Genomic DNA, 25,809 nt, shown 5'->3' on the forward strand with positions numbered 1-25,809 from the left:
AGCTTCAGCAAAACAAAAGGCCGGGCGGCAATGATGCCGACCGGCCTTTCCAGATCAGTCGTAACTTAAGGTCGCGAGCCTAGTTGGTCGTATATTTGAACTCGCTCATCGCCTTCAGCTCATCCTTGGTCGCGCTGAGTACGGCGTGATCCGGATACCAGGGATTCGGCTTTGCCGCAGGCGCCGTGGCCGCACCCGTGGTCGTGGTCGATCCCGGCCGTGCGCCGCCGCTGGCGGGCGTATTTGCGGCGCCGGTATAGGCGACGGGCTCCATCACGAACTTGACCTTGTCGAGCGGCACCGCAACCAGATGCTCGCCTACGCCGAGGAAGCCGCCAACGCCGATCACGACGGCCTTGATGTCACCGCTCTTGTCGGTGAGCAGGTCGTTGATCGAGCCAAGGCTTTCATTCTTGTCGTTGTACACGCTCAGGCCGACCATCTTCGAGGCGCGCCAGGTGCCCTGGAACGACGAAGACATGTCCGACGCTGTCGCAGGCGCTGGCGCCTTGCTCATTTCAGCGGCGGGCGCAGGTGCCTTGCTGGTTTCAGCGGGAGCCGTCGGTGATTGCGCGAACGCGACAGTCGCAAGCAACGCAGAACCGGCCAGGCCGGCGATGGTATATTTGGCTAACATATCGGTTCTCCTCAGTTTCGAAATCGTGCTGAGAAAACCCGTGACATGAACAAGTGTTCCAATGGAACATGCGACAAGAGTTCTCTTTGGACGCGCTTTCTTCACCGCGAACCCGGTACCCACTTCGCTCGAAAGCGCGCTAGAAGCCGCTCCAGTATGGCGGCATGCCATAGTAGCGATGCAGTTCCGCTTCCTGCGCGCGATCGCCCCAATCGAAATCCTTGTCGGCGCGGAACGACGGCGCGCGCTTCAATTCTTCATCGTCGATGTCGAGTTCGTAAGCTTCGAATTTGGTGTTGTAGCTGAGCCGGCCCCAGGGCAACGGAAGCAGGTTGGTGCCCATGCCCAGGAACCCGCCGAAACTCAACACGGCGTAAGATACTTTGCCGGAGATCTTGTCGATCATCAGCCGTTCGATATGCCCGATCATGTCGCCGTTCGGTCGTCGCACCGCGGTGCCTTCGACACGATCGCTCGCGATCAACTGATGCGGCTTGGTCATGACGTCGATTGCCATCGGACCCTCCACACATAAAATCAATGATCTAACGCTCCAGCCGGTGGCCGGTTCCCGCACCGCAAAATGAGACAGCCACCCTTCCCTTTCAGCAAGGAAGGATGGCTGCGACGTATCGCTGCGTTGGCTAGATCAGCTTTGGTAGTCGATCAGCAGCGCCGAGAACGAGGCACTGGTGCTCGATGTGCTCGAGCTGCCGGTCGCGCTGTAGCTCGTGGATGACGACGCCGACAGTGATTCCTGCAGCGTCTGCAAAAACTGCTTGAGGATGTCGTCGAGCGAAGTGGTGCTCGAAGAAGTGTCGTCACTCGAGGACGCGCCGTCAGCGGGCGGCGGACCGCCGGGAGGCGGACCACCGGCGCCGCCGGGACCACCCGGTCCGCCCGGACCACCCGGTCCGCCAGGACCAGCCCCGCCGGGGCCATTGGCGAACGCGGCCTTGAAGACGCCCTGCAATTCGGTGGCCTGCTCGCTGGTCAGCTTGCCGCTGGAAACCTGGCTGCTGATCAGATCGTCGATCTTCGACTTCATCTCCTCGGGCGAGGGCCGAACGCCGCTGGCCTGGTCGCTGGCCCGGCTGGACTGCATCGCCGAGTCGATATCGGTCAGCGCCGCCGACAGCGCATCCTTGTCCGACGAGCTGATGACGCCGGAATTGACTTCGGACAGCAACTCGTTCTGCAACTTCTGAAGGGGCGACTGGTAGGACTGGGCCGAGGCCGCCGAAATCGAGGTCATGATGGCTCCAAAGTTTCGTAGCAAGCGGTGGTAAGAGACGTCACGACCGTAGGGTTAACGGTCTTAACGAGGTCTTTGCAGCCGCTCCCTGACCTGTTGCCCCGTATTGCCCGACTCCATCTGGAAACATTGGGAAACAAAAATCCTTCGCCCGCACCCCCGAATCACCGACAAAAGGTCGACATGGCCCAGGCACAGCCCAACATCCTCGTCGTCGAGGACGACCGCGAGACGCGCACGCTGATCGCGAAATATCTGCGCAACAATTCCTGCAACGTCACCACGGCGAGCGACGGCCGGGAGATGGCCCGCGCCATGACCGACCATCGCGTCGACCTCTTGATCCTCGACGTCATGCTGCCGGGCGAGGACGGTCTCAGCCTGTGCCGCAAGGTGCGCGCGACGTCGCAGACCCCGATCATCATGCTCACCGCGCGCGGCGAGGACGTCGACCGCATCCTCGGCCTGGAGATGGGCGCCGACGATTATCTGCCCAAGCCGTTCAACCCGCGCGAATTGCTGGCGCGGATCAACGCGGTGCTGCGCCGGCAGGCGGCCGCGCAAACCGCCAGCGCGGTCGAAGGCGCAAGCGTGCTGACATTTCTGGGTTGGCGGATCGACTGCCGGCTGCGCGAGCTGCGCAATCCCGAGGGCGCGCGCGTCGCCATGACCAGCGCCGAATTCGACCTGCTGCGGACCTTCTGCGAGCGGCCCGGCCGCGTGCTGTCGCGCGACAGCCTGCTCGACCTCACCCAGGGCCGCAACGCCGGCTCGTTCGAGCGCTCTATCGACGTGCTGGTCAGCCGCATCCGCCGCAAGATCGAACCGGATCCGCTGGAAGCCACCATGATCAAGACGGTGCGCTCGGGGGGCTACATGTTCACGCCGAGAGTTGACGCGACAGGAGTCGAGGCGGTGACCGCCGGCGGCAGGTGATCATGAAGCTTTTGGGCTTTCTGAATCTTCGCGGCATCAGCGGCCAGATCGCGGCCCTCGTCATCGTCTCGATCGCAGCGCTGCATCTGATCATCACGGCGGGTTTCTGGCTGCACCGGCCGGACCAGCCGGATCCCTCATTCGACCGCGGGCACGGCCAGCTCGCCAGCGCCGTCCAACTGCTCGGCGCGGCGCCTGCCTCCGAACGGCCGCGGCTGTCAGGCGACATCGCGCGCGCCTTTCCGCAACTCGGGATCCAGATCCTGCCGCCGGGCTTGACGCCGGAGGCGCGCGAACCCGAGGGCAATCTGCGCGGCCTGCAGCGGCGGCTCGGCCGCGATTTTCGCATCTTCCCGCTGCCGCCGGACGGAGACGTCCGCAAGATCGGCGTGGCCTTGCCGGACGGCGCGATGGTTTCGGCGAATGTGATGCCGGACCAGCACCGGCCACCACCCTTCCTGGGCGGACCGTGGATGATGACGCTGCTGTTTGCGGTCATCAGCGTCACCCTGCTCGGCCTTTGGGCGGCTCGCGCGCTGACCGCGCCATTGTCGTCGTTCGCAAAGGCCGCCGAAAGCTTCAGCCTCAATGGCGCGGCGGCGCCGCTGCCCGAGCGCGGACCGGAGGAAATCCGCTCGGTGGCACGGGCGCTGAACCGGATGCGCGCGCGCATCACCGGCCTGATCGACGACCGCACCAAAATGCTCGCCGCCATCAGCCACGATCTGCGCACGCCGATCACAAGAATGCGGCTTCGTTCCGAATTCATCGAGGACGAAACCCATCGCAGCCGCATGCTTGACGATCTCGACCAGATGCGCGCGATGCTGGAATCGGTGCTGTCGTTCCTGCGCAACGACCGCAGGCTTGAATCGATGACGCTGGCCGACGTCGCCAGCACGCTGCAACTGATCACCGATCAGTTCGGCGACATGGGACGCAAGGTCGCTTACGACGGCCCCGCGCATGCGATGGCGACGGTGCGGCCCGACGATCTGCACCGCAGCGTTACAAACCTCGTGGAAAATGCCGTGCGGTTCGGCGCCGAGGCCGTCATCCGTCTTCGCGTATCGGGCGATCAGATCACGATCGACGTCGAAGACGACGGCCCCGGTATTTCGGATGCGCAGAAGCAGAACATGCTGGAGCCGTTCGTGCGCGGCGACGACGCCCGCAACATGGATGAAGCCGCGGGCTTCGGCCTCGGCCTTTCCATCGCCAACGCCATCGTGCTCGCCCATGGCGGCACGCTGTCACTGCACGACCGGCAGCCGCGTGGGCTGGTGGTGCGCATCCAGCTGCCGGTTCATCAGCAGAGCGTTGCGGCTTAGTTTCTGGCGGATGAGCTTGGTCACCTCGCCCCGCTTGCGGGGAGAGGTCGGATTGCGAAGCAATCCGGGTGAGGGGGTACAGGTCCCTCTGCTGCCAACGCTCGCTGATAGAGCCCCTCACCCCGACCCCCTCCCCGCAAGAGCGGGGAGAGGGACGAGATATTCAGGCCGCCAGTGAATCCGGATGCGATTCCTCGTAGATCGCGACCGCCTCGAACTGATAGTCGCAGGCGCGGCAATACCACAGGAAGGACGTACGGCCCGCGTTGCTTTCGATCCAGTCGGGTCTCGAGATCGGCGTTCCGCATTGGGCACAGGGATTCTCACGGGGCAAATAGCTGGAATCCAATCGAGCCATGGCGCATCTCCCCTCGCTGATATTCTTGTTTTGTATTTGAAATAGACAGCTTTGCTGTCGAAACTGAACACGCTGTCGCGAAGTCTTTTAAACCTTCCTCGAATCATTTGCACGACATTCATGCTCGGACGAATCGCCGCAATCCTGTTCGAACCAATCGCCGCAATGGCGTCGAATTTTTCCGCTATTGCCGGTCGATCCTCCGCAATAATCGTGATACGCAAACCGTTAACGCGCAAGTTGCGCTCGAGACTCTTTGATGAAGGCTTTGATTTGTTGATGAAAGCTTTGCTGAAGCTGACTTCGTTTCCCGTCGTCGCGGCATTTTTGGTTGCGCCACCAGCTGCGGCGCAACAGCGTTCGCAATATGAAAGCCTTGTCGCCGCCCATGCCAGCGCCAACAATGTGCCGGAAGCGCTGGTGCATCGCGTAATCGTTCGCGAAAGCAAATATCATCCGGATCTGGTCGGACGCGGCGGCACCATCGGGCTGATGCAGATCAAGCTTCCGACCGCACGCGGCCTTGGCTACACCGGCGACGCGGCGGGCCTGCGCGATCCCGACACCAATCTCACCTATGGCGTGAAATACCTCGCCGGCGCCTGGCGCGCCGCCAACAGCGACCACGCCCGCGCCGTGCGTTTATACGCCAGCGGCTATTATTACGTCGCAAAGCGCCAGCGGCTGGAACGGCTGAACCAACCCGGACCGGTGCTGGCCAGCGCCCCGCCAAGGGACATCGCGCCGGCCAGGGACGCCCCGGAGGAGGCGAAGGAAGCCGCTATTGAGCCGAAAGGAGCTTTGAAACCGGCCGAGGCGGTCGAAAAGCCGAAAGCAGCAGCGACGCTCGTCCCGATCCCGAAGAAGCGTCCGAAGAAACTCGCCGAGGCGAAGCCGCAAGTTCCGCACCCGCCAGACGCCTTATCAGGTGCAAACGGCGCCAAGCCGCGTTGACACGCCCCCACATCGGCCTACATTAGACCTGTTCCGAGGGGAGCTCCGATGAGGAGCTGAGATACCGCAAGCTTGGACCTGCCAAATGGCACGGTTTGGGACCGCGGTGACCCTTTGAACCTGATCCGGGTCATGCCGGCGAAGGGACAGGGATGTTTCAGGGTTTCAAACCGCGGGGGGATTCCCCTGTATCTATTATCGGCGCCGGCATTGCCGGCGCGTGGCAGGCGTTGCTGTTCGCGCAGGCCGGCCACGCTGTCACCTTGTACGAGCGCAGTGACGCCGCGATGACGCTGTCCACCAGCCATTGGGCCGGCGGCATGCTGGCGCCCTGGTGCGAGGCCGAAGCGTCCGAACCCGTGATCGGCCGGCTCGGCATCCGCTCGCTCGACCTCTGGCGCGAGCATTTCCCGGAAACGCCGTTCAACGGATCGCTGGTCGTGGCGCATCCGCGCGACCGCGCCGATTTCGAGCGTTTTGCCAAACTCACGTCAGGCCATGTCAGGCTGGACGCGCTAGCTTTGCGCGAACTCGAACCGTCGCTGGAAGGCCGTTTCCGCGACGGGCTGTTTTACGCCGATGAAGGCCATGTCGAGCCGCGGCGCGTGCTGCCGGAACTGCACGCGCGTATCGCCGCGGCCGGCGGCCAGATCAAGTTTGACCATGACGCCAGCGCGGACGATCTCGACGGCCTCGTGATCGATTGCCGCGGCGTCGCCGCGCGAGACGCGCAGCCGGAGCTGCGCGGCGTCAAGGGCGAGATGATCATCGTCGAGACCTCAGAGGTCGAACTGGCGCGCCCGATCCGGCTGATCCATCCGCGCTGGCCGCTCTATGTGATCCCGCGCGGCGACGGCAGGTTCATGCTGGGCGCGACCTCGATCGAAGCCGAGGACACCGGCGTCAGCGTGCGCTCGGCGCTGGAACTATTGGGCGCCGCCTACGCGGTGCATCCGGCATTCGCCGAAGCGCGCATCGTCGAATTCGGCTCGGGGCTGCGCCCGGCCTTTCCCGACAATCTGCCGCGGATCGCCATCAACGATGAAAAGATCGCCGTCAACGGACTCTATCGCCACGGCTTTCTGCTGGCCCCGGCGCTGGCAGAGCTGACGCTTGGCTACATCAAGCGCGGCGTGATCGACAATGAGGTGATGCAATGCGTGTAACCATCAATGGCGAGGCGCGAGAGATCAACGCGTCAAGCGTCGATGCGCTGCTGCGCGAGCTCGAATACGAAGGCACGCATTTCGCGATCGCGCTGAATTACGACGTGCTGCCGAAGAGCCGCTGGGCCGAGACGCCGATCAAGAGCGGCGACGAGATCGAGATCATCACGCCAAGGCAGGGAGGGTGAGTTGATGATCGCAACCTCTCTCCACCCGTCGTCCCGGCGAACGCCGGGACCCATAACCACCGGCCTGCGTGGTTACGAAAGGTCTCTGACACCGTGCCTTAACGAGATGTCACGGCGTATGGGTCCCGGCCTTCGCCGGGACGACAACGGAATGTTATCGCCATGCTGAACTTCTACGGCAAAACCTTTTCCTCCCGCCTCCTGATCGGCAGCGCGCTCTACCCCTCGCCTGCGATCATGCAAGGCGCTATCCGCGCCTCCGGCGCTGGCATCGTCACCGTGTCGCTGCGGCGGGAAGCCGCCGGCGGCAAGACCGGGGATGCGTTCTGGTCGCTGATCCGCGAGCTCGACGTGTCAGTGCTGCCGAACACCGCGGGCTGCCGCAGCGTCAAGGAAGCCGTCACCACCGCAAAACTGGCGCGCGAATTGTTCGGCACGCCCTGGATCAAGCTGGAAGTGATCGCCGACAACGACACGCTGCAGCCCGACGTGGTTGGCCTCGTCGAGGCCGCCGGCATCCTGATCAAGGACGGCTTTGAAGTATTTCCCTACTGCACCGAAGACCTCGGCGTTGCGATGCGGCTGGTCGACGCCGGCTGCAAGGTCGTGATGCCATGGGCAGCCCCGATCGGCAGCGCCAAGGGCATCACCAACCGCGATGCCTTAAAACTGCTGCGCGACCGGCTGCCTGACATCACGCTGGTGGTGGACGCCGGTTTGGGCGCGCCGTCGCACGCGGCCCACGCCCTCGAACTCGGCTACGACGCGGTGCTGCTCAACACCGCCATTGCAAAAGCCGCCGACCCCGTCGCGATGGCGAATGCGTTTCGTCTCGGCGTCGAGGCTGGACGTACCGCTTATGAGGCCGGGCTGATGGAAGCTCGCGATTTCGCCTCCCCTTCAACCCCTGTCATCGGGACACCGTTCTGGCATGCCGTATCCTGATAAATTCTATCCTGTCGTCGACAGCGTGAAATGGGTAGCCCGGCTGACCGCCCTCGGCGTCGGCACTATCCAGCTGCGCGCCAAGGACTTGAATGACTCCGAGGCGCTGCAGATCGTCAGCGACGCGCTCGCGGTCACCAAGGGCACGTCCACAAAACTCGTGGTCAATGATTACTGGCGCGCGGCGATTGTGGCCGGCGCGGAGCATCTGCATCTCGGCCAGGAAGATCTTGTCGACGCCGATCTCGACGAAATCCGCAAAGCAAAACTGACGCTCGGCATCTCCACCCATGACGACGAGGAACTGGCGACCGCGCTGCGCGCAGCGCCGGATTACATCGCCCTCGGGCCGATCTTCCCGACCACGCTGAAATCGATGCGCTTCGCCCCGCAGGGCATTCCGAAAATCACCGAATGGAAAAAGCGCATCGGCGACATCCCGCTGGTCGCGATCGGCGGCATCAAGTTCGAACAGGCAGCCGAGATCTTTGCCGCCGGCGCCGACTCGATCGCGGTGGTCTCTGACGTCACCCAGAATACCGACCCCGACGCGCGGGTGAAGCAATGGCTTGGCGAACAGTCGAAGGCTGCGTGATGTATATCGCCCGCGGAGACACCCCCACCCCAACCCTCCCCCGCAAGAGCGGGAGAGGGAGCGGACCTCGCCCTTGTCTTCCCTCTCCCGCTCTTGCGGGGGAGGGTGGCGCGCGCGTCAGCGCGCGACGGGTGGGGGCTCGCGCCACGAACTCTATTCCAGGATCGGACCGCGTAGCGGGCCGGACAAACTGACAACAAATTCAACGGAGGATAACATGAACATCCGCTCCAACCCCGACACCACCCTGCCCGCCGTCACCACCGGGCCGCTGCCCGCCTCGCGCAAAATCTGGGTTACGCCCGACGAGGCGCCGGATGTGCGCGTTCCCCTGCGCGAGATCATTTTGAGCGAAGGCGCCGGCGAGCCGAACCTGCCGGTCTACGACACCTCCGGTCCCTACACCGATCCTGATGTCACCATCGACGTCAACGCCGGCCTGAAGCGCGCGCGCATCGAGTGGGTGAAGGAGCGCGGCGGCGTCGAGGAGTATGAAGGCCGCGACATCAAGCCCGAAGACAATGGCAATGTCGGCGCTTCCCATGCCGCAAAGGCCTTCACCGCGCACCACAAGCCGCTGCGCGGGACAGGTGACCACATGATCACCCAGCTCGAATTCGCCCGCGCCGGGATCATCACCAAGGAGATGATCTACGTCGCGACCCGCGAAAACCTCGGCCGCAAGGTGCAGCTCGAGCGCGCGGAAGCCGCATTGGCCGACGGCGAGAGCTTCGGCGCCGCGGTGCCCGCATTCGTGACGCCCGAATTCGTGCGCTCTGAGATCGCGCGCGGCCGCGCCATCATTCCCTGCAACATCAACCACGGCGAACTCGAGCCGATGATCATCGGCCGCAATTTCCTGACCAAGATCAACGCCAATATCGGCAACTCCGCCGTGACCTCGTCGGTCGAGGAGGAAGTCGACAAGATGGTGTGGGCGATCCGCTGGGGCGCCGACACCGTGATGGACCTTTCCACCGGCCGCAACATCCACACCACGCGGGAATGGATTCTCCGCAACGCGCCGATCCCGATCGGCACCGTTCCGATCTACCAGGCGCTGGAGAAGTGCGACGGCGATCCCGTCAAACTGACCTGGGAGCTCTACAAGGACACGCTGATCGAGCAGTGCGAACAGGGCGTCGATTACTTCACCATCCACGCCGGCGTGCGCCTGCCCTACATCCACCTCACCGCCAACCGCGTCACTGGCATCGTGTCGCGCGGCGGCTCGATCATGGCGAAGTGGTGCCTGGCGCATCACAAGGAAAGCTTCCTCTACACCCACTTCGAAGAGATCTGCGACCTGATGCGCAAGTACGACGTCTCGTTCTCGCTCGGCGACGGCCTGCGGCCGGGCTCGATCGCCGACGCCAACGACCGCGCGCAGTTCGCCGAACTGGAGACGCTCGGCGAGCTGACGCAGATCGCCTGGAAGAAGGGCTGCCAGGTCATGATCGAAGGCCCCGGCCACGTGCCGCTGCACAAGATCAAGATCAACATGGACAAGCAGCTCAAGGAATGCGGCGAGGCGCCGTTCTACACCTTGGGCCCGCTGACCACGGACATCGCGCCGGGCTACGACCACATCACGTCAGGCATCGGCGCCGCCATGATCGGCTGGTTCGGCTGCGCGATGCTGTGCTACGTGACGCCGAAGGAGCATCTCGGCCTGCCCAACCGCGACGACGTCAAGGTCGGCGTCATCACCTACAAGATCGCGGCCCACGCCAGCGATCTCGGCAAGGGCCACCCGGCAGCCCAGCTGCGCGACGACGCCCTGTCCCGCGCCCGCTTCGACTTCCGCTGGGAAGACCAGTTCAACCTCGGCCTCGACCCGGAAACCGCGCGCGCCTACCACGACGAAACGCTGCCGAAGGAAGCCCACAAGGTCGCCCATTTCTGCTCGATGTGCGGCCCAAAGTTCTGCTCGATGAAGATCACGCAGGACGTGCGCGACTACGCCGCCACGCTGAACGACCCCGACAAACGCGCGGTCGCCGGCAGCGTCGGCATGTCGATGTCAGGCGTGATCGAGGACGGCATGGCGTCCATGTCGCAGAAGTTCAAGGACATGGGCGGGCAGGTGTATCTGGATGCGGAGAAGGTGAAGGAGAGCAATCGGGTGTTGTAGTCGCACCCGAGGCTCGTCATGCCTGGGCTTGACCCGGGCATCCATCGGAAACGTGGAAGGCCGGGCGAGAGCCCGGCCTTTTCTAATCAGGACGATTGCATCTAACCTTACAAACTATCTATAATAGAATTCATCCGCTTGATTATTGATAGCACATAGAATTGAGCACACATGAATACCAACCTCGCGATAATTTCAGAACAAGTAGCAAGCGGAGAAGCTTCACCTACGGTAACTACGCGAGAGTTTCTATCGTGGTTTAACGCCCAAAGGCGCGGTTACTCGATCGTTCGGCAGATACGGCGCGAGCTAGAGTTACATAATCTCGTGACAGTGCCCGACTTTGAATCCAACTATATTGATGCGCCGCTTCACCTGCTACCAACAGTGCCAATTCCTCCGCTTCCGGGGCAAGACAAAGCGATCAAAGATACAATTGCGGACGAAATAGAGGCGCAAACCGACCGAACAGAAGCAAGCTCTGACTGGGTCCGCAGAGATCCGACTTACAGAATAAGTAAACTGGCGCCCGCGAACCAAGCGATCATTAGCGTAAAGCCCGACAGCACCTTGGCGGAAGTGGTTGGCATACTGCTGCTGAAAAATTTCTCACAATTGCCGGTAATGACAAACGAAAGGGACGTCAAAGGAGTCATAACATGGGCTTCGATAGGTTCTCGGCTGGCCCTATCAAAGCCTCCAGGCGATGCAGCTCGTAATTTCATGGAACCGCATCACGAAATCAGAAGTAGTTTTTCGATTTTCGACGCGATCCCTATTGTCGTGATGCATCAATACGTATTGGTACGCGGCGAAGATAATAAGGTTAGTGGAATAATTACCGCTAGCGATCTGAGTGAACAATTTAGGTTGCTTGCGGAACCGTTCCTCTTGTTGGGCGAGATCGAAAATCTGCTGCGTGGCCTGATCGCGGATCGCTTTTCTAGCGCCGATCTCATTGAGGGAAGAGATCCAAGTGATGCAAGAGAAATACAAGGCCCTGACGATTTGGCATTCGGCGACTATTTGAGGTTGCTAGAGAAACCTGAGCGATGGGCGAAATTCGGTCTCGCTATCGATAGAGTGAGCTTTTGCAAGGATTTGGACAACATTCGGCGGATTCGTAATGACGTAATGCACTTCGACTCGGATGGCGTCCTCCAAAAAGAATTGGACAGCTTGAGGGATTTCAAGAAATTTCTAAATCAAATCCAAAGCATCATTTCTTCAAACGATAGCAAGTAGCTCGCAGGGCGGATTAGCGTAACGCAATCCACCAACTTTGCCGACGCAGAAACGGTGGGTTACGCTTCGCTAACCCACCCTACAGGACCAAAAATGACCGACGATCTCACCGGTGTCTGGGACGGCACCTATATTCAGCCGTCACTTGGAATGGTCACGTTTCTGGCGACGCTCATCGATTCCGGTGGCGCGTTCGGAGGAAGCGTGACCGAACCTTGCATGACATCAGGCTGCCCGGTGAGCAGCCACAACGCTTCGATCGCGGGTCAGCGCTCCGGCAGCGCGGTGTCGTTCGTCAAGACGTACGAACCGCCGGGCTACGGCTATGACAAGGTCTTCTATGAAGGCGCGGTCAATTCCGACGCCACGGAGATCAGCGGCCGCTGGCGACTGCCGGGCGCCACGCTCTCGGGGACATTTTTGATGGTCCGATCGAGCAAGACGGCGGAAACGACTGCAACCGAAGAACGGACAAAGGAGCCGGTGCGCCAGCCGACGCAGGAAACGAGCGTAGCCCCGATGAGCGCAGCGACGTCCGGGGATGGTGGGAATCCCGCATATCGCGGAGCCTGTCATCGGGCGCGCATTCGCGCGACCCGTTGGCTCATGCGGGCTATAGACCAGGAACTCCAGAACTTCGCGCTCCAACCAGGAGTAGCGCAGGTCTTCTTTTTCTCCCGTTAGCATTTCGTTAACCATTTCCGCCCACCTTCCCCTCAGCGGCTTGGGGGCCGTTGATTCCTGATGCTTCTGCTCCGTGTTTGGGGGCTAGCGTTGATCGGGAGGTGTTGATGACCCAAGAGTCCCTTGAGCGCTTTTCCGGCGCGCCGGAGTTTTCATCGCCGGATCCGCAAAGCCTTGCGCCCCAAGATCTTGTACCCCACGAACTTACGCCCCATGAAATCGTTCCGATGCTGATCGGCTCCACCGTCGAGGCGGTCGAGCGCGAGCTCGTGGTGCAGACGCTGGTCCGGTGCGACGGCAATCGCACGCGCGCCGCGCGGGTGCTCGGCTTTTCCGTGCGCACGCTGCGCAACAAGATCCGCCAGTACACCACCGACGGGCTCGACGTTCCCGGGCCGGAGTAGAGGGTTGTAGGGCGGATTAGCGGAGCGTAATCCGCCACTCTCGCGAACACATGGAATTGGTTCCGCAAGGGTGGGTTACGCTTCGCTAACCCACCCTACGAAGCTGCGTCGCCTCGCGCGCAAGCGCAATCTCGCGATCTACCTGCGACAAATCAACCCGACGGGCAAATCAGTTCTGATTTACTGAAATCGCGTCAAGCCCCGAAACAAAAAATATTTCTCTTTTACCGAACCTCAAATCAGTGCTCCTGTATGTCCATCCCGCCCTGATCAGAAGGGCGTCGGCCGTCGTCACGGACGTTGGGCGGGGAGCGGTGGACGCGTTGGCGTCAGGCGTGAAACGAGATCGCAGGGCGGTTTTGCCGTGAGCGGTCATCGGCACGCAGACGAACGGCGCCAATGCGTACGGCAAAACCGTGTGGTCCTGGCATCCGTTGCTGATGTCAAGCTGGCGGAGGTGAAGTTGGCCCAACCGGGTTCGATCAGCCTTAATCCGTCAGCGACGGTGACAACAAAGAACTCGTCGCCGGGGAGAGCACGATATAAGCCGTAAAGCCACTGCGCAGGGAATGTCGGATGTTCTCCGCTGCCCTGTATGCTCGTGTGCAGCCTACTTAGCACTAACCGCACACGGGACCGCGGGTGCAGCGCGCATCCGGCATTCCCTGCGCCCTCTATTTTTTGAGGGTGAAGAATTTTCAAAAGCTCGGGCGCATTGTGCCGCGAGGATGCGAAGTCATATCCACGTCGTCCCGGCGAAGGCCGGGACCCATACGCCGCGGCCCATCGGTGAGACCGCTGGCGTCAAATACCTTTTGCCGCAATGAACGTCACAGAGTATGGGTCCCGGCCTTCGCCGGGACGACGTAGCAAAGCCCGGATGCACCGAGCGACATCCGGGACTGGTAGAAATCCCGCATGTCGCTATGCTCATGCGGGCTACAATTCACATATCGAGGCGCCCCATGCCCATCCAGCACTTCCTCCCTCCCGCCAGCATCAAGTCCCCGCCGCTGTCGTTTGCTGCCCGCGTCGGCGATCTGCTGTTCATCTCAGGCATTCCCGGCTTCGACGAAAAAGGCGCGCTGCCAGATACGTTCGAGGCGCAGTTCGGCAACGTCGTGATCAACATCAAGCGCATCCTCGTTGAGGCCGGCGCGACGTTCCGCGACCTGGTCAAGGTCAACGTGCTGCTGACGCGCGCATCCGATGTCGCCACCATGAACAAGCTCTATGCGGAAGCGTTCGGGCCGGCGCCCTATCCGGCGCGCACCACCTGCGTGGTGGTGGCGCTGCCGAACCCGCAGATGCTGATCGAGATCGAGGGCGTGGCGTCGCTGAAGGCGCGGTGAGCCGATGCTGACGCTTTATTCCTATCCAGAACTGTTCGGCGTCGCCGACAATAACGGCTATGGGCTGAAAGTGTTCGCCTTCCTCAAGCTCACGGGCGTTCCGTTCGTCCATGAGCATGTGTTCGACGCCTCGGCGGCGCCGCGCGGGCAGCTGCCTTACATCGTCGACGACGGCGAAACGATCGGCGACAGCGAGACCATCATCGCGCATCTGGTGCGAAAATATCGCCTCACCATCGACGCAGCGCTGACACTTGCGCAGCGCATGACCGATCATCTGGTCACGCGCATGCTCGACGATCTCTATTGGGTGATGTCGTATTCGCGCTGGAAGGACGATCGCTATTTCCCCGCGTTCCGCGACGGCTTCATGGCGCAGCATTCGCAGATCGACGCGGCCGGGCTGAACAAGGCGCGGGACTACAACGCGCAGCGCTATTATTACCAGGGCATCGGCCGCTACACGCCCGACCAGGCCTACGCGCGCGGGCTGGCGGATCTACAGGTGCTGGCCGATCTGATTCCGGCGGATGGATATGTGCATGGGGTGACGCCGACCAGCGTCGATGCCGGCATCTACGGCTTCATCGCCAACATTCACTTCCTACCCATTCCGACGCCGCTGAAGGCGTTCGTGTCGGATCATCCCAATCTCGTGCGCCATTGCGAGGCGATCCATGCGATGGTGAGCAAGAAATCGTAGGGTGGGTTAGCCGAAGGCGTAACCCACCGCGTGATGAGCAAAGATGGTGGGTTACGGCTTCGCCTAACCCACCCTACGCACCTCGCGTTACCTCAGCGTAATCGCGAGCCCGCTCAAATCCGCATTCGCCATCAGGCCGGTCTGCTGGCCGGCGAGTTCGAGCACTGCGCCCTTCTGGTTGGTCAGCACGATCGCGCGCGCGCCGCGGCCGATCGCAAGGCCCGCGCCCGCCGCGCCATAGACGCCTGCGACGTCGGACGGGCGGTAGATGTTGCTGACGCGGCCGCGCAGCACCGTCTTCGAGCCGCCGAACACCAGGCCGTAGTCCAGCCCGCCGGTGGAGAGCGCGTAGCGCCTGCCGCGGAAGTTCAGCGTGCCGCTGCCGCCGGAGCCGCCGATGACCCATCCGGCCTTGTAGATCGTCATCGCGATGGTGCCCTCATCGGCACGGGCGACGGAGGACAGCGCGGCGCCGGCGAAAGCCGTCAGCGCAACGAGCGCGACACGAATGGCGGATGACTTCTTCATGGAGTGTTTCCTTAGGCGGTGGAGAGCGAGCGCCGCGACGGTGAATCAGAGTCGCGCCTGGCTGATTGTAACCGATTGACGGGATCGACAAAGCCTATTCACGCCGCGCGATTTGCAGGGTTCCACCGCGCTTCAGGCCCGGCCATTTCTGGGCGCGCGGCTTTGAACCAATCGGGCACTTGCGGGACATAATTCATGACCGGGACATGACGTCTCGGGCACCTCCCCGATCGGATTTCATTGGCTGGGAGAGCTGCAAACCCCTTGATGCTCAGGAGACCCTCGATGCGCCGTCTTTGCCTCCTCGCCGCCGCTGCCGCTGTTGCCGTCACTTCGCTTGCCGCCATGAGCCCCGCCGAAGCCTCCTTCCATCTGATCCGCTGGCAGGATTCCGGCTTCTGCCAGATCTGGGACCAGAGCGTGCCGACCGCGCCGTATCCGGGCAACTACACGGTCGTCGTCGGCAGCGAAGTGCCGACCTTCGGCGATGCGCTGGTGCTGAAAGACGGCCTGCTGCACAACGGCACCTGCTCGTTCTGAGCGCGCGTTGACGCTTCGATCAAGGCCGGCCCCGCCGGCCTTTTTCGTGGCGGAAGAATTGAACCAATCACGCTTTCGCCACACTCAATGAATGCCCGGATCCCCATCGGGCGCCGACCCCGCCAGCACGCATTGCGGGGGCCGGCCAGACATTTCCCAACAGGAGACCTTTGCCCATGCTTCGAGTTACCGCTCTCAGTGCCGCCGCCGCTATCGCACTGTCCGCCTTTGCCGCGACCGCTCCTGCCGAAGCCGCGTTTCACCTGATCCGCTGGGAAGGCACCGGCGCCTGCCAGATCTGGGACGAGAGCATTCCAGGCAAGCCGATCCCCTCGAACTACAAGACAGTCAGCAAGCCGGTCCCGACCTTCGCCGCCGCGATCGCGATCAAGGACGGCATGCTCAAGAAGGGCGCCTGCAAGATCTAAGCTTGCGCCTATCGACCATCATCATTTCGTCGATCAAGGCCGGTGGGTGATGCCCCGCCGGCCTTGCCGCTTTGAAAAACGCCTGCCGCGTCGCGCTGCCGGCTCCATGCTCCGCACACACCTGCCCCGCGCTTCCAGCACCGTCCGGGGGCTGACGGCCCGCGATCCGCATCCTAATATGATCCTCACACAAAAACAGAACCGTTGAGGAAACATCCATGCCCCTGCTCCAAAATCACATCGCTGTCATCACCGGCGCAGGCTCCGGCATCGGGCGCGCGATCGCGAAAGGCTACGCCAGCGAGGGCGCGCGCGTGGTGCTGCTCGACATGAACGAGGCGGCGGCGGCCAGCGTGGCAAAGGAAATCCGCGACGCCGGCGGCAAGGCCGAAAGTTTCCTGCTCGACGTCACCAGGCGCGACGACTGCGTCGCGATCGCCAGGCGCGTCGCCGAAAAAGTCGGGCAGGTCTCGATCCTGGTCAACAATGCCGGCATCGCCCGCCGCAACGGCATGCTGGGCGCGGCGGAAGCCGTGATCAACGATTGGGAAGACATCATCGCGATCAACCTCACCGGTGTTTTCAATGTGACGCATGCCTTCCTCGAACCGCTGCGCGCCGCCAAGGGGCGCATCGTCAATATCGGCTCGATCCAGTCGTTCGTGCATCTGAAGACGCCGAGTTCGCCGGCCTACACCGCCTCCAAACACGGCGTGCTCGGCTTCACCAAGGCGCTCGCCGCCGAACTCGGCAAGGACGGCGTCCGCGTCAACGCGATCGGCCCGGGCTTCATCGAGACGCCGCTGAACGAAAAGGTCCGCGCCAGCAATCCGGCGCTGGTAAAAGTGTTCGTCGACCACACCCCGCTCGGCCGCGCCGGCACCGCCGAAGACATTGTCGGCCCCGCGGTCTTCCTGGCGTCCGATCTGTCCGCCTATGTGTCGGGGTCGATCGTGATGGTGGATGGCGGCTACCGGACGGTCTGAGCCGACGGGACCCGCGATTTGGTGCGGGAACCCAACAAAAACGGATTGCCGGGTCAGGCCCGGCAATGACATACTTGCCTAGGCAACTAGTTAGCTCTCCCACCCGCGGTAACCGATCATGTCCAACGCCCCGCATTTCGACATCGACGTACCAACGTTCTGGGCCGATCCCTATCCGGCCCTGGCGCGGATGCGGAAGGAGGCGCCGATCGCGTTCGTGCCTCAGCTGGGCTCGACCGTGTTCACCCGGCGCGACGACATCTTCACCCAGGAAAAACGCATCGACGTGTTCTCCTCGCATCAGCCGGCGGGGCTGATGAACGTGCTGATGGGCCACAACATGATGCGCAAAGATGGCGATGCGCACATGTCGGAACGCGCGGCGATGTTTCCGGCGGTGTCGCCGCGCACGGTGCGCGACACCTGGGTGCGCCAGTTCCAGGCCCATGCCGACCGCATCCTCGACGAGCTCATGCCGCAGGGCAAAGCCGATCTGTGCAAGGCGCTGGCGCTGCCGCTGTCGGCCGAATGCCTGAAGGACGTCACCGGGTTGACCAACATGCGCTACCAGGACATGGACGCCTGGTCGCAGGCGATGATCGACGGCATCGCCAACTACACGGGCAACAAGGAGGTCGAGGCGCGCTGCCACGCCGCGACGTCAGGCATCGATGCCGCGATCGACGACATGGTCCCGGTGGTGGCCAAACATCCCAACACCTCGATCCTCAGCGTGCTCCTAGCCTCCGGGCAGAACATGGAAAGCATCCGCGCCAACATCAAGCTGGCGATCTCGGGCGGCCAGAACGAACCGCGCGACGCCATCGCCGGCGCGACCTGGGCGCTGCTGACGCATCCCGAACAGCTCGCGCTGGTTCGCGAGGGCAAGGCGAAGTGGCTCGACGTGTTCGAGGAATATGCGCGCTGGATCGCCCCGATCGGGATGTCGCCGCGCCGCGTTGCGAAACCGTGGTCCTATGGCGGCGTCGATTTCGAGCCGGAGGATCGCGTGTTCTTCATGTTCGGCTCCGCCAACCGTGACGAGGCCGTTTTCGGCGATCCTGATCGCTTCGACATCACCCGCAACACGTCGAAGAGCATCGCCTTCGGCGCCGGCCCGCATTATTGCGCCGGCGCCTTTGCCTCGCGCGCGATGGTCGCGGATGTCGCGCTGCCCGGCATTTTCACACGGCTCAAGGCTCTGCAACTCGACGAGAGCGAGCCGGTGCGGATTGGCGGCTGGGCGTTTCGCGGCCTGCTCAATCTGCCCGTGACCTGGATCACATAAGCAAAGCGAGACTTCCCGGTTCGGGCCGAAAAATCGAACGGACATCGGCAAGCTGACGACCAATCTCCACACACGCTAACAAGGGAGAACGACAATGCTTGCGGAAATCTTTTTGCTGCGCCTGGAAGCCAAGTTGCGATCGAACCAACAAACCACGCCATTGAGGAATCCACGCTTCGTGCCGATCGTACTGCGTTCGTAGCAGAACCGTCATCGGGGGCCCGCCAACGGCGACGCCTCCATGACGATTCCGTTGATGTTGATCAAAATCGACAACTCAATTGAAGCCGTCATCAAACGTCTGATAAGAAGCGCTTCGGAATCATATTCGGAGCGCACACGTGGCGGACGAAGCAGGTACCCGGCAGGGACGACAGGGACCACAAGGCCCGCGCGGCGAGCCCGGACGTCCCGGACCGCAGGGGCATCCCGGACCGCCGGGCCTGGAAGGCCCGCGCGGCAAGCCTGGAGCGGACGGCAAGGCCGGCGCGCAAGGTAAAGTCGGACCGCAAGGCAAGCGCGGCGAAACCGGTCCACAGGGCAAGCCCGGTCCGCAAGGCGCAGCCGGCCCCCGCGGCGAACCCGGACCGCCCGGCCAGTTGCCCTCGATCGAGCAGGTAATGCCGTGGCTGCATCTGATTTTCGATGCCTGGGAAGATCACCGGAAGATGCGCGAGCGCGAGGCAGCGGAGCGTGAAGCCGCGGCACTTGAGGACACCGAACGTGAAGCCGCCGAGCGAGAGGCACTCGAGACGGCCCTGCACGGCGATGATGGCGACGCTGATGATGACGACGATCGCCAAAAGGAAAAGAAGAAGCACAAGCGCAAACACAAGGACAAGAAGTAAGCGCGCCGCTCAGCGCCGCGGACATTCCCTGTAGCCGAACCTGTCGATGATCATCGCCCCCCGAATGGCGTGAAACGCCAAGCGTGTCCATGTGGCGATTGTCGATGAGATATTGGCGCAAGGCGAAGTTGTAGGCACTCAGCATCCGCCTGCGTGGAGCCGGCGTGAATATTGCCATTCACCCGCGGGGATCATGGGATCGACCAGGCCGTCGCCAGTCCGGTGAACAGCATCAGCAACGCCGAGCCCGATAAACGTGCGATCATGACGTTCAATGAGCGGCGCTGGGCCCGGCGCCAATATCCGGCAGCAGACGCATGAGCCGGAAGCACCAGCGCATGACGCGATACCAGAGAAAACCCGCAATGGAGCCCGAAATCGCGAGAATGGTGATGATGGCGGGCTCGTAGCTTCCGCCCACCCACAGCATCCAGCCGGACCACAGCACGGTGAAAGCGATGGCGCTCAATTTCAGGGGAATCGTCGGCTTCATGACACCCTCCATGGCAATCGGATGGTGCCAACCTATGCCCGGGCGACCGGCCGCACTGTGAGCTACGTCACGTGGGCTACCGAACCCAGGAAAACGCGATCAGGAACGCCTCCAATTCAATGCCGGCGGCGAACGCAGCACGTCTTACCCGAATCTCGCCCGCGATCGTTCCCGTGCCTTCTCGGCCTCGACCTCGCGGTCGCGGGCCGGCGCGTTGGTCTGCAGCGACGCCAGCAGGCGGCGGGCGCTGTCGGAAACCTCGGAGACCGCGCGGTTGAAGGCCTCCGCATTGGCCTGCGACGGCGAGTTGAACCCGGAAAGCTTGCGCACGAATTGCAGCGCCGAGGCATGGATTTCCGCGTGCGTCGCCGGCGGCTCGAAATTGAACAGGGTCTTGATGTTGCGACACATGGTTCTCTCCTCGGGATGCAGGCTGGCCATTCCAAGGACGAACGGCCGATGCAAAATCCGACAGTTTCGACTATTCTGTCATAGATTGACCGGCGCGTTCACCCTCTCGGCAATGGCATAGCGAGTTCCCGATGAGCCACGTGACCTACAAGATCGTCGAGCATGACGGCGGCTGGGCCTATACCGCCAATGGCGTTTTTTCCGAACCGTATCGGACCCATGCCGCGGCGCTCGCGGCCGCGCGGCGTGCGGCGGCCGAGCAGCGGGTGCCCGGTCGCACCGAGGTGATCGAATACGAAACCGCTGACGGCAAGTGGCAGACCGAGACCGCGGCCGGCAACGACCGGCCGGAGACCGATGTCGAGGACACCGCCTAGCCGCCAGGGCGCACGCCTCAAGTCTGGTGAACGCAAGGGGTGAAAGCCGCGACCAACGTAGCGCGACAGCGAAAGGCTTCCGATGCTCGCCCCGATCCGCCTCGGCCTTGCGCTCGCCATTTATCTCGTGGGCCAGACGTCCTCCGCCCTCGCCTGCGCCTGCTGCACCAACGAAGGCCAACGCAACGTTGCCACCGTGGCGCTGGATTCCAGCAAGCAGCAGGAGATTGAAAGCCTGCGTTTCGGCGGCAGGGCGACCTTGTTCACGGGCGAAGGCGACGTCGAGGGCATCCAAGGCATCGCCTCGCCCGCCGGCACCTACACGCTTTCGGCGCAATGGCGCGAGGACAGACTCGTGCTTTCGTTCCGCGACGCCGCCGGCCACACCGGCACGTTAGCGTTGACGCGTCCCCCAACGATCTCGGTGTTCGAGGTCGACCCGCGCGACCGGCCCGACAGGGGCCGCGGCCCGACGCTCTACAAGGAATGGAAGCTGTCAGCGCCCGCCTCAGGCAGCGGCGTGTTTCAGCCTGGTATCGCGACGCAGCAGATCCTGACGCTGATCCTGCAGGGCGGTGGCAATTCCTGCACTTCCTCGATCGACTTTACGCACTGGACGCTGGTGATGCAGGGCCCGAAAGCCAATTACACGCTGTACGGCAATCTGGTGCGCTGAAACAGCCGTTGTGATAGGCTCCCTGACAAGTGGCCCTAAAAAAGAGCGCCGCATCAGGGAGATCAGCATGAATTTTTCGCAAATCACATTAACGGCTGCCATCGCCTTGACCTCCTTCGCCGCGTCTGCCGCAGATTATCCGGCGCCCAAACAGGGCGACTGGATCGCCAAGGATTTCAAATTCCACTCCGGCGAAACCATGGAGCTGCGGCTGCACTACACCACGATCGGCGAGCCGACCGGCCAGCCGGTGCTGGTGCTGCATGGATCGGGTGGCTCGGCCACCAACATGCTGACGCCGACCTTTGCCGGCGAATTGTTCGGCCCCGGCCAGCCGCTGGACGCGGCGAAATACTACATCATCATCCCGGACGGGCTCGGCCACGGCAAATCGTCAAAGCCCTCCGACGGCATGAAGACGGCATTCCCGAAATACAATTACGAGGACATGGTCGACGCGCATTACCGCCTGGTCAAGGAAGGCCTCGGCGTGAAGCACCTGCGGCTGGTGATCGGCAATTCGATGGGCGGCATGCACACCTGGATCTGGGGCGGAAAATATCCGCAGTACATGGACGCGCTGGTGCCGATGGCCGCGCAGCCGACCGAGATGGCGGCGCGCAACTGGATGCTGCGGCGGATGATGCTGGAGACCATCCGCAACGACCCCGACTACAACCGCGGCAATTACATCACCCAGCCGCGCATGATGAAATACGCCATCGCCGCCTATGGCATCGCCACCGGCGGCGGCACGCTGGCCTATCAGATGCTGGCGCCGACGGGCGCGAAGGCGGACAAGATGGTGGACGACCGGCTGGCGCTGCCGATTACAGCCGATGCCAACGACTTCATCTATCAGTGGGAAGCTTCGCGCGATTACAATCCGTCCGCAGGGCTCGACAAGATCGAAGCGACGCTGCTTGCGATCAACGCCGCCGACGATGAGCGCAATCCGCCGGAAACCGGCGTCACCGATGCAGCGATGAAACGCGTCAAGAATGGCCGCCTGTTCCTGATCCCGCCCTCGACCGAGACGCGCGGACACCTCACCACCGGCAACGCGGCATTCTACAAGAAGCAATTGCAGGAATTGCTGCAGACCGCGCCGCAGCGGACGATGTAGGCCCGGAAGAAAGCGTGCAATGTCAACCAGCCGTTTTCGTCGGACCGCACTCGCGCTTTCCGATACGGTGGAGAGCGCGCATCACGGCAAGGCTGATTTCCGCGTCGGCAAACGTATCTTCGCTACGCTGGGCCATCCCGACGAAAACTGGGGCACGGTGAAGCTAACGTACGAGCAGCAATCGATGCTGGTAGAGGCGGATCCCGAAATCTTCCAACCGGTGCCAGGTGGATGGGGCAAACAGGGCTACACCAATGTTCGCCTGGCCAAGGCCAATGCGGCGACGCTAAAAAGCGCGCTGACAATGGCCTGGCAGAATGTCACGCCAAGGGCATACGCCAAGCAACGCGCGATGCCGCAATAGCGATTGCTGCAACCCCATAGCTCCTTCCGATTGCTGCATCATCTATCGTCGACCCGCCTGGATATTCGAAACTCGGGACAACTACCCCATGGGACGTTGCGCGCGCGATTTTTGTCGGGGGCTCCTTTCAGCCCGGCGTGCAGAACGTTGACTTCCTGCAACGCGTATCGATCGGTGGCAAGATCATGAGAAAAGATCACGTCAATGGTTGTGTACGACCATATCAGGCAAAGAACACACACAGGCGCGAAACGCACTTGAGGCAAGTAGTATTGGAAATGGACGCGCGAACTGGTGCGGTCCCCGCGCATGTCCGGCACCTCCTGCGTTTGGACGTATTCTGCACCCATGCTACGCATGACGGCATGGGCCGAGGCCAGTTGGCGACTGATGGACGGATCGGATCCAGCAAGCTCTCTAATGTGTGAGAGAAGCTGATCATTGAGATTGCTGTTGAAGGTTACTGTCGGGCCCCGAAAGCCACTGTCCGACGGCCAAAACACCCCATTCGACAGACCGGGCCAGACTGTCCAGCGTTGCGCACCCGCCCGAGACAGGATGCGCTCGTATTCAGCAACGCCAATCGAACCGACGCTGCATTTCTCCAGCCCGAGGAGTTCGGTAAAGCTGAAAGCCCAGAGCAAGACGGGGAGCGCAAACAGCAATCCCACGGGTGAAAGCAAGCCTATCGCAATCTTCGGATTCGTGCCCAACGCGTTTCCAATCGTGACGATGACCGCAGAGCGGCTCCTGCCACCAACCACGGGCGGTCAGACCGCATGTTAGGCAGCTTGCTGCCCCCGCCAGCTCACCACACGTCCACCGCAAGAAGATAGCACGTTCGTGCTGCGCCCATTTCAAGGCAGTAATCAGTTCGATGCGACGGCTGAGCGGCCAGCATGAATTCCCGATTTCGCACCGCATCAATTTTGGACCCGCCGCATCGCTCATTATTTGAGCGTGCATCAGTTCGCCTGCTCCGCTTGAATTGTCACCGATACGATTCGAAAGACAACACGGTGGAGGATTGGATGCGAAGACTCGCGCAGCTCGCTCTACTCGTGTGTCTCTGTGCGCTCGCAAGCGCAACGCTCGCCGTCGACAGGGGCCAGTTCGAAAATGTCCCGCCCGATATCCGCAACTGGTTCAAGAGTGTGATCGCGCCGAACGGCGTGCCCTGCTGCGATATTTCCGACGGCCATCGCACCTCCTACGACGTGCGCGACGGCGCCTATTGGGTGCCGATCGAAGGCCAATGGATGGTGGTGCCCGACCGCGCCGTCATTCGCGATCACGGCAATCCGATCGGAGAGGCCGTGGTGTGGTACGTGCATCACCGCGGCAGCATCATCATCAGCTGTTTCGTGCCTGCGGACGCGGTGTAGGATTCCGGCAGCATCCGTGATCGCAGGATGTAGAGATAATAGGTGGTCGCCGGAATACCGCGATGGTATCTTCACCTCATCGCGCCGCATTCACTCAGGAGATGTGCCTTGACCGACTTTGCCGCCAGCGACCTCGCCGCGATCTATCCTGCCCCCTCGCCGCGCGTGATCGCGAAGGCGCGCCCCGAAATCGACGTCCATGCGAAGAAATTCATCGGCATGTCGCCGTTCTGCGTGCTGGCTACGTCGGGCTCGGACGGCAGCGTCGACGCCTCGCCGCGCGGCGGCAATCCCGGCTTCATCCATGTCGCCGGACCGAAGGCGCTGCTGATGCCGGACCGCTCCGGCAACAACCGGATCGACAGTTTTCGCAACATTATCGAGGGAAGCGGCTTCGTGCAGCTGATCTTCTTCGTGCCGGGGATCGACGAGACGCTACGCGTCGGCGGCAAGGGCAAGGTATCGGTGGATCCGGAGGTGATGGCGTCGATGGTGGAGTTCGGCAAGCCGCCGCGCGCGGTGCTGCACATCGACGTGCACGAGGCCTATTTCCATTGCGGCAAGGCGCTGATGCGCTCAAAGCTGTGGGCGGGCGATACGCGGGTTGAACGCGCCGTGATGCCCAGCATCGGCGAAGTCATTCACGACCAGACCGGCCTTGGCGAACGGGAAAGCCAGGAAGTGATTTACGAGCGCTACAAGACTCAGCTGTAAGATGAAGAGTTAAGCTGCGACTCTCGCCGTCATGCCCGGGCATAGCCGTCTAAAGGACGGCGTCGCTTTCGCTCGCCTATGACCCGGGCATCCACGTCTTCACGGTCTGGCGGCGCCTAAGTCGTGGATGGCCGGGTCATCCAAGGCGAAGACGCGCTTCGCGCTTTAGCCCGGCCATGCCGAGATGGTCACCTGCGACCGCCGAAGCTGGCCGCCTCAGTGCTCGCTCTCGAGCCCGCCGACATGCTTCTGGGTGTAGAGCTCAAGCCCGATGCGCTTGATCAGGTCGAGCTGGGTCTCGAGGAAATCGATGTGATGCTCCTCGTCCTTCATCAGCTGCTCGAACAGGTCGCGTGAGACGTAATCCTTGACGCCGTGGCAGTGGGTAGCGGCTTCCTGGTAGAGCGCGCGCGCGGATATCTCGGAGGCCAGATCGCATTCGATGATTTCCAGGACGTTCTGGCCGATCCGCAAGGGATCGAGAACCTGCAAATTGGGAAAGCCGTCGAGGAACAGGATCCGATCGGTGAACTTGTCGGCGTGTTCCATCTCCTCGATGGATTCCTTGCGCCAGACCTTGGCCATATTCAGCAGGCCCCAATTGTTCAGGAGCCGGTAATGCAGCCAGTACTGGCTGATCGCGGTAAGCTCGCTGCGCAGGCCCTTGTTGAGATAATCGATGACTCTTGGGTCGCCCTGCATTGGTGCACTCCGTGGTTTTGAGGCCAAATCGGCCCGAAACTGTATTTAGAACGTTT

The 25,809-nt window shown here is 62.3% G+C and carries 32 protein-coding genes, 1 pseudogene and 1 riboswitch; of the genes and pseudogenes, 24 read left to right on the forward strand and 9 right to left on the reverse strand.

Translation table 11 applies throughout. The features are described 5' to 3' along the window. Window positions 1-79: 79 nt before the first annotated feature. The 3 genes from JQ597_RS22855 to JQ597_RS22865 all read right to left on the reverse strand — a co-directional run bounded on the left by JQ597_RS22855 (window position 80) and on the right by JQ597_RS22865 (window position 1,892). The gene (locus JQ597_RS22855) at window positions 80-637 is read right to left on the reverse strand and encodes a PRC-barrel domain-containing protein (protein WP_212266732.1); all 558 of its coding nucleotides are present in this window, start codon (window positions 635-637) and stop codon (window positions 80-82) included. A gap of 139 nt (window positions 638-776) precedes the next feature. Further along, window positions 777-1,154 carry a PRC-barrel domain-containing protein gene (locus tag JQ597_RS22860; RefSeq protein WP_212266734.1) on the reverse strand — a complete coding sequence of 126 codons (378 nt, stop codon included), beginning with the start codon at window positions 1,152-1,154 and terminating at the stop codon, window positions 777-779. A 132-nt stretch (window positions 1,155-1,286) separates the two neighbouring features. Beyond that, on the reverse strand, window positions 1,287-1,892 hold the full coding sequence (locus tag JQ597_RS22865) for a hypothetical protein (protein WP_212266736.1): 606 nt from the start codon (window positions 1,890-1,892) through the stop codon (window positions 1,287-1,289). A gap of 183 nt (window positions 1,893-2,075) precedes the next feature. Between JQ597_RS22865 and JQ597_RS22870 the strand changes: the two genes are divergently transcribed. Both JQ597_RS22870 and JQ597_RS22875 read left to right on the forward strand, forming a co-directional pair. Then, a complete protein-coding gene (locus JQ597_RS22870) occupies window positions 2,076-2,828 on the forward strand; it encodes a response regulator (protein WP_212266738.1) in 753 nt (250 codons plus the stop codon). Window positions 2,829-2,830: 2 nt separating this feature from the next. Then, window positions 2,831-4,159 carry an ATP-binding protein gene (locus tag JQ597_RS22875; RefSeq protein WP_212266740.1) on the forward strand — a complete coding sequence of 443 codons (1,329 nt, stop codon included), beginning with the start codon at window positions 2,831-2,833 and terminating at the stop codon, window positions 4,157-4,159. A 163-nt stretch (window positions 4,160-4,322) separates the two neighbouring features. Here the strand turns inward: JQ597_RS22875 and JQ597_RS22880 are convergent, their stop codons facing one another. Beyond that, window positions 4,323-4,517: a hypothetical protein gene (locus JQ597_RS22880; RefSeq protein WP_192738155.1), complete on the reverse strand. Its 195-nt coding sequence runs from the start codon at window positions 4,515-4,517 to the stop codon at window positions 4,323-4,325. A gap of 279 nt (window positions 4,518-4,796) precedes the next feature. Between JQ597_RS22880 and JQ597_RS22885 the strand changes: the two are divergent. From JQ597_RS22885 to JQ597_RS22935, 11 genes and pseudogenes are all read left to right on the forward strand, one after another. Then, a pseudogene (locus tag JQ597_RS22885) lies at window positions 4,797-5,261 on the forward strand (transglycosylase SLT domain-containing protein); the annotation flags it as partial. A gap of 236 nt (window positions 5,262-5,497) precedes the next feature. After that, a riboswitch (TPP riboswitch) is annotated at window positions 5,498-5,636 on the forward strand. Beyond that, a complete protein-coding gene (locus JQ597_RS22890) occupies window positions 5,624-6,637 on the forward strand; it encodes an FAD-dependent oxidoreductase (protein WP_212266744.1) in 1,014 nt (337 codons plus the stop codon). (Overlaps the previous riboswitch by 13 nt.) Next, window positions 6,628-6,825: a sulfur carrier protein ThiS gene (gene thiS / locus JQ597_RS22895; protein ID WP_212266746.1), complete on the forward strand. Its 198-nt coding sequence runs from the start codon at window positions 6,628-6,630 to the stop codon at window positions 6,823-6,825. Before JQ597_RS22890 ends, thiS begins: the two co-directional genes overlap by 10 nt. A 162-nt stretch (window positions 6,826-6,987) precedes the next feature. After that, window positions 6,988-7,770: a thiazole synthase gene (locus JQ597_RS22900; protein WP_212266748.1), complete on the forward strand. Its 783-nt coding sequence runs from the start codon at window positions 6,988-6,990 to the stop codon at window positions 7,768-7,770. Next, window positions 7,757-8,365 carry a thiamine phosphate synthase gene (locus JQ597_RS22905; protein WP_212266751.1) on the forward strand — a complete coding sequence of 203 codons (609 nt, stop codon included), beginning with the start codon at window positions 7,757-7,759 and terminating at the stop codon, window positions 8,363-8,365. Before JQ597_RS22900 ends, JQ597_RS22905 begins: the two co-directional genes overlap by 14 nt. A gap of 217 nt (window positions 8,366-8,582) precedes the next feature. Further along, window positions 8,583-10,499: a phosphomethylpyrimidine synthase ThiC gene (thiC, locus tag JQ597_RS22910; protein WP_212266753.1), complete on the forward strand. Its 1,917-nt coding sequence runs from the start codon at window positions 8,583-8,585 to the stop codon at window positions 10,497-10,499. A gap of 171 nt (window positions 10,500-10,670) precedes the next feature. Next, entirely contained in the window at window positions 10,671-11,744 is a 1,074-nt protein-coding gene (locus tag JQ597_RS22915) for a CBS domain-containing anti-phage protein (protein ID WP_212266755.1), read from the forward strand. Between the two features lie 93 nt (window positions 11,745-11,837). Continuing rightward, window positions 11,838-12,428 (forward strand): hypothetical protein, encoded by a 591-nt coding sequence (locus tag JQ597_RS22920; RefSeq protein ID WP_249148121.1) that lies wholly within the window; start codon window positions 11,838-11,840, stop codon window positions 12,426-12,428. A gap of 107 nt (window positions 12,429-12,535) precedes the next feature. Then, complete coding sequence (locus JQ597_RS22925) at window positions 12,536-12,832, forward strand: helix-turn-helix domain-containing protein (RefSeq protein WP_212266757.1); 297 nt, start codon at window positions 12,536-12,538, stop codon at window positions 12,830-12,832. A gap of 965 nt (window positions 12,833-13,797) precedes the next feature. After that, window positions 13,798-14,184: a RidA family protein gene (locus JQ597_RS22930; protein ID WP_212266759.1), complete on the forward strand. Its 387-nt coding sequence runs from the start codon at window positions 13,798-13,800 to the stop codon at window positions 14,182-14,184. Between the two features lie 4 nt (window positions 14,185-14,188). Beyond that, complete coding sequence (locus JQ597_RS22935) at window positions 14,189-14,887, forward strand: glutathione S-transferase family protein (protein WP_212266761.1); 699 nt, start codon at window positions 14,189-14,191, stop codon at window positions 14,885-14,887. An 87-nt stretch (window positions 14,888-14,974) separates the two neighbouring features. Here JQ597_RS22935 and JQ597_RS22940 read toward each other — a convergent pair whose 3' ends face one another. Further along, complete coding sequence (locus JQ597_RS22940; RefSeq protein ID WP_212033840.1) at window positions 14,975-15,415, reverse strand: hypothetical protein; 441 nt, start codon at window positions 15,413-15,415, stop codon at window positions 14,975-14,977. 285 nt (window positions 15,416-15,700) lie between these two features. Here JQ597_RS22940 and JQ597_RS22945 point away from each other — a divergent pair, with 285 nt between their 5' ends. From JQ597_RS22945 to JQ597_RS22965, 5 genes are all read left to right on the forward strand, one after another. Continuing rightward, window positions 15,701-15,955: a hypothetical protein gene (locus tag JQ597_RS22945; protein ID WP_212266763.1), complete on the forward strand. Its 255-nt coding sequence runs from the start codon at window positions 15,701-15,703 to the stop codon at window positions 15,953-15,955. A gap of 176 nt (window positions 15,956-16,131) precedes the next feature. Further along, entirely contained in the window at window positions 16,132-16,383 is a 252-nt protein-coding gene (locus JQ597_RS22950; protein ID WP_212266766.1) for a hypothetical protein, read from the forward strand. A gap of 218 nt (window positions 16,384-16,601) precedes the next feature. Beyond that, window positions 16,602-17,369 (forward strand): SDR family NAD(P)-dependent oxidoreductase, encoded by a 768-nt coding sequence (locus tag JQ597_RS22955; protein ID WP_212266769.1) that lies wholly within the window; start codon window positions 16,602-16,604, stop codon window positions 17,367-17,369. 118 nt (window positions 17,370-17,487) lie between these two features. Further along, a complete protein-coding gene (locus JQ597_RS22960) occupies window positions 17,488-18,657 on the forward strand; it encodes a cytochrome P450 (protein WP_212266771.1) in 1,170 nt (389 codons plus the stop codon). A 341-nt stretch (window positions 18,658-18,998) separates the two neighbouring features. Beyond that, entirely contained in the window at window positions 18,999-19,505 is a 507-nt protein-coding gene (locus tag JQ597_RS22965; protein WP_212266773.1) for a collagen-like protein, read from the forward strand. A 271-nt stretch (window positions 19,506-19,776) separates the two neighbouring features. On the opposite strand, the gene JQ597_RS22970 is transcribed toward JQ597_RS22965, so the two are convergent. Further along, entirely contained in the window at window positions 19,777-19,998 is a 222-nt protein-coding gene (locus JQ597_RS22970; RefSeq protein ID WP_212277134.1) for a hypothetical protein, read from the reverse strand. Between the two features lie 144 nt (window positions 19,999-20,142). Next, the gene (locus tag JQ597_RS22975; protein ID WP_211997302.1) at window positions 20,143-20,409 is read right to left on the reverse strand and encodes a DUF2277 domain-containing protein; all 267 of its coding nucleotides are present in this window, start codon (window positions 20,407-20,409) and stop codon (window positions 20,143-20,145) included. A 131-nt stretch (window positions 20,410-20,540) separates the two neighbouring features. Between JQ597_RS22975 and JQ597_RS22980 the strand changes: the two genes are divergently transcribed. From JQ597_RS22980 to JQ597_RS22995, 4 genes are all read left to right on the forward strand, one after another. Continuing rightward, complete coding sequence (locus tag JQ597_RS22980; protein ID WP_212266777.1) at window positions 20,541-20,786, forward strand: DUF2188 domain-containing protein; 246 nt, start codon at window positions 20,541-20,543, stop codon at window positions 20,784-20,786. A gap of 82 nt (window positions 20,787-20,868) precedes the next feature. After that, entirely contained in the window at window positions 20,869-21,462 is a 594-nt protein-coding gene (locus JQ597_RS22985) for a hypothetical protein (RefSeq protein WP_212266779.1), read from the forward strand. A gap of 67 nt (window positions 21,463-21,529) precedes the next feature. Beyond that, window positions 21,530-22,588: an alpha/beta fold hydrolase gene (locus JQ597_RS22990; RefSeq protein ID WP_212266782.1), complete on the forward strand. Its 1,059-nt coding sequence runs from the start codon at window positions 21,530-21,532 to the stop codon at window positions 22,586-22,588. Between the two features lie 19 nt (window positions 22,589-22,607). Next, window positions 22,608-22,952, forward strand: a complete 345-nt coding sequence (locus JQ597_RS22995) for an MmcQ/YjbR family DNA-binding protein (protein WP_212266784.1) — start codon at window positions 22,608-22,610, stop codon at window positions 22,950-22,952. Between the two features lie 38 nt (window positions 22,953-22,990). On the opposite strand, the gene JQ597_RS23000 is transcribed toward JQ597_RS22995, so the two are convergent. After that, the gene (locus tag JQ597_RS23000) at window positions 22,991-23,665 is read right to left on the reverse strand and encodes a hypothetical protein (protein ID WP_212266787.1); all 675 of its coding nucleotides are present in this window, start codon (window positions 23,663-23,665) and stop codon (window positions 22,991-22,993) included. A 318-nt stretch (window positions 23,666-23,983) separates the two neighbouring features. On the opposite strand from JQ597_RS23000, the gene JQ597_RS23005 reads away from it, so the two are divergent. Both JQ597_RS23005 and JQ597_RS23010 read left to right on the forward strand, forming a co-directional pair. Then, on the forward strand, window positions 23,984-24,337 hold the full coding sequence (locus tag JQ597_RS23005) for a hypothetical protein (RefSeq protein ID WP_212266790.1): 354 nt from the start codon (window positions 23,984-23,986) through the stop codon (window positions 24,335-24,337). A gap of 108 nt (window positions 24,338-24,445) precedes the next feature. Further along, on the forward strand, window positions 24,446-25,051 hold the full coding sequence (locus JQ597_RS23010; RefSeq protein WP_212266793.1) for a pyridoxamine 5'-phosphate oxidase family protein: 606 nt from the start codon (window positions 24,446-24,448) through the stop codon (window positions 25,049-25,051). 216 nt (window positions 25,052-25,267) lie between these two features. On the opposite strand, the gene bfr is transcribed toward JQ597_RS23010, so the two are convergent. Next, window positions 25,268-25,753 (reverse strand): bacterioferritin, encoded by a 486-nt coding sequence (gene bfr, locus JQ597_RS23015; RefSeq protein ID WP_212266796.1) that lies wholly within the window; start codon window positions 25,751-25,753, stop codon window positions 25,268-25,270. Between the last annotated feature and the right edge of the window lie 56 nt (window positions 25,754-25,809).

The sequence above is a fragment of the Bradyrhizobium sp. AUGA SZCCT0177 genome (assembly GCF_018130125.1).
Taxonomy (GTDB): Bacteria; Pseudomonadota; Alphaproteobacteria; order Rhizobiales; family Xanthobacteraceae; genus Bradyrhizobium.

What these genes read in the sequence shown, in the direction of transcription:
- JQ597_RS22855 (WP_212266732.1), bottom strand. Translation starts at nt 637, where the DNA reads ATGTTAGCCAAATATACCATCGCCGGCCTGGCCGGTTCTGCGTTGCTT.
- JQ597_RS22860 (WP_212266734.1), bottom strand. Translation starts at nt 1,154, where the DNA reads ATGGCAATCGACGTCATGACCAAGCCGCATCAGTTGATCGCGAGCGAT.
- JQ597_RS22865 (WP_212266736.1), bottom strand. Translation starts at nt 1,892, where the DNA reads ATGACCTCGATTTCGGCGGCCTCGGCCCAGTCCTACCAGTCGCCCCTT.
- JQ597_RS22870 (WP_212266738.1), top strand. Translation starts at nt 2,076, where the DNA reads ATGGCCCAGGCACAGCCCAACATCCTCGTCGTCGAGGACGACCGCGAG.
- JQ597_RS22875 (WP_212266740.1), top strand. Translation starts at nt 2,831, where the DNA reads ATGAAGCTTTTGGGCTTTCTGAATCTTCGCGGCATCAGCGGCCAGATC.
- JQ597_RS22880 (WP_192738155.1), bottom strand. Translation starts at nt 4,517, where the DNA reads ATGGCTCGATTGGATTCCAGCTATTTGCCCCGTGAGAATCCCTGTGCC.
- JQ597_RS22890 (WP_212266744.1), top strand. Translation starts at nt 5,624, where the DNA reads ATGTTTCAGGGTTTCAAACCGCGGGGGGATTCCCCTGTATCTATTATC.
- thiS (WP_212266746.1), top strand. Translation starts at nt 6,628, where the DNA reads ATGCGTGTAACCATCAATGGCGAGGCGCGAGAGATCAACGCGTCAAGC.
- JQ597_RS22900 (WP_212266748.1), top strand. Translation starts at nt 6,988, where the DNA reads ATGCTGAACTTCTACGGCAAAACCTTTTCCTCCCGCCTCCTGATCGGC.
- JQ597_RS22905 (WP_212266751.1), top strand. Translation starts at nt 7,757, where the DNA reads ATGCCGTATCCTGATAAATTCTATCCTGTCGTCGACAGCGTGAAATGG.
- thiC (WP_212266753.1), top strand. Translation starts at nt 8,583, where the DNA reads ATGAACATCCGCTCCAACCCCGACACCACCCTGCCCGCCGTCACCACC.
- JQ597_RS22915 (WP_212266755.1), top strand. Translation starts at nt 10,671, where the DNA reads ATGAATACCAACCTCGCGATAATTTCAGAACAAGTAGCAAGCGGAGAA.
- JQ597_RS22920 (WP_249148121.1), top strand. Translation starts at nt 11,838, where the DNA reads ATGACCGACGATCTCACCGGTGTCTGGGACGGCACCTATATTCAGCCG.
- JQ597_RS22925 (WP_212266757.1), top strand. Translation starts at nt 12,536, where the DNA reads ATGACCCAAGAGTCCCTTGAGCGCTTTTCCGGCGCGCCGGAGTTTTCA.
- JQ597_RS22930 (WP_212266759.1), top strand. Translation starts at nt 13,798, where the DNA reads ATGCCCATCCAGCACTTCCTCCCTCCCGCCAGCATCAAGTCCCCGCCG.
- JQ597_RS22935 (WP_212266761.1), top strand. Translation starts at nt 14,189, where the DNA reads ATGCTGACGCTTTATTCCTATCCAGAACTGTTCGGCGTCGCCGACAAT.
- JQ597_RS22940 (WP_212033840.1), bottom strand. Translation starts at nt 15,415, where the DNA reads ATGAAGAAGTCATCCGCCATTCGTGTCGCGCTCGTTGCGCTGACGGCT.
- JQ597_RS22945 (WP_212266763.1), top strand. Translation starts at nt 15,701, where the DNA reads ATGCGCCGTCTTTGCCTCCTCGCCGCCGCTGCCGCTGTTGCCGTCACT.
- JQ597_RS22950 (WP_212266766.1), top strand. Translation starts at nt 16,132, where the DNA reads ATGCTTCGAGTTACCGCTCTCAGTGCCGCCGCCGCTATCGCACTGTCC.
- JQ597_RS22955 (WP_212266769.1), top strand. Translation starts at nt 16,602, where the DNA reads ATGCCCCTGCTCCAAAATCACATCGCTGTCATCACCGGCGCAGGCTCC.
- JQ597_RS22960 (WP_212266771.1), top strand. Translation starts at nt 17,488, where the DNA reads ATGTCCAACGCCCCGCATTTCGACATCGACGTACCAACGTTCTGGGCC.
- JQ597_RS22970 (WP_212277134.1), bottom strand. Translation starts at nt 19,998, where the DNA reads ATGAAGCCGACGATTCCCCTGAAATTGAGCGCCATCGCTTTCACCGTG.
- JQ597_RS22975 (WP_211997302.1), bottom strand. Translation starts at nt 20,409, where the DNA reads ATGTGTCGCAACATCAAGACCCTGTTCAATTTCGAGCCGCCGGCGACG.
- JQ597_RS22980 (WP_212266777.1), top strand. Translation starts at nt 20,541, where the DNA reads ATGAGCCACGTGACCTACAAGATCGTCGAGCATGACGGCGGCTGGGCC.
- JQ597_RS22985 (WP_212266779.1), top strand. Translation starts at nt 20,869, where the DNA reads ATGCTCGCCCCGATCCGCCTCGGCCTTGCGCTCGCCATTTATCTCGTG.
- JQ597_RS22990 (WP_212266782.1), top strand. Translation starts at nt 21,530, where the DNA reads ATGAATTTTTCGCAAATCACATTAACGGCTGCCATCGCCTTGACCTCC.
- JQ597_RS22995 (WP_212266784.1), top strand. Translation starts at nt 22,608, where the DNA reads ATGTCAACCAGCCGTTTTCGTCGGACCGCACTCGCGCTTTCCGATACG.
- JQ597_RS23005 (WP_212266790.1), top strand. Translation starts at nt 23,984, where the DNA reads ATGCGAAGACTCGCGCAGCTCGCTCTACTCGTGTGTCTCTGTGCGCTC.
- bfr (WP_212266796.1), bottom strand. Translation starts at nt 25,753, where the DNA reads ATGCAGGGCGACCCAAGAGTCATCGATTATCTCAACAAGGGCCTGCGC.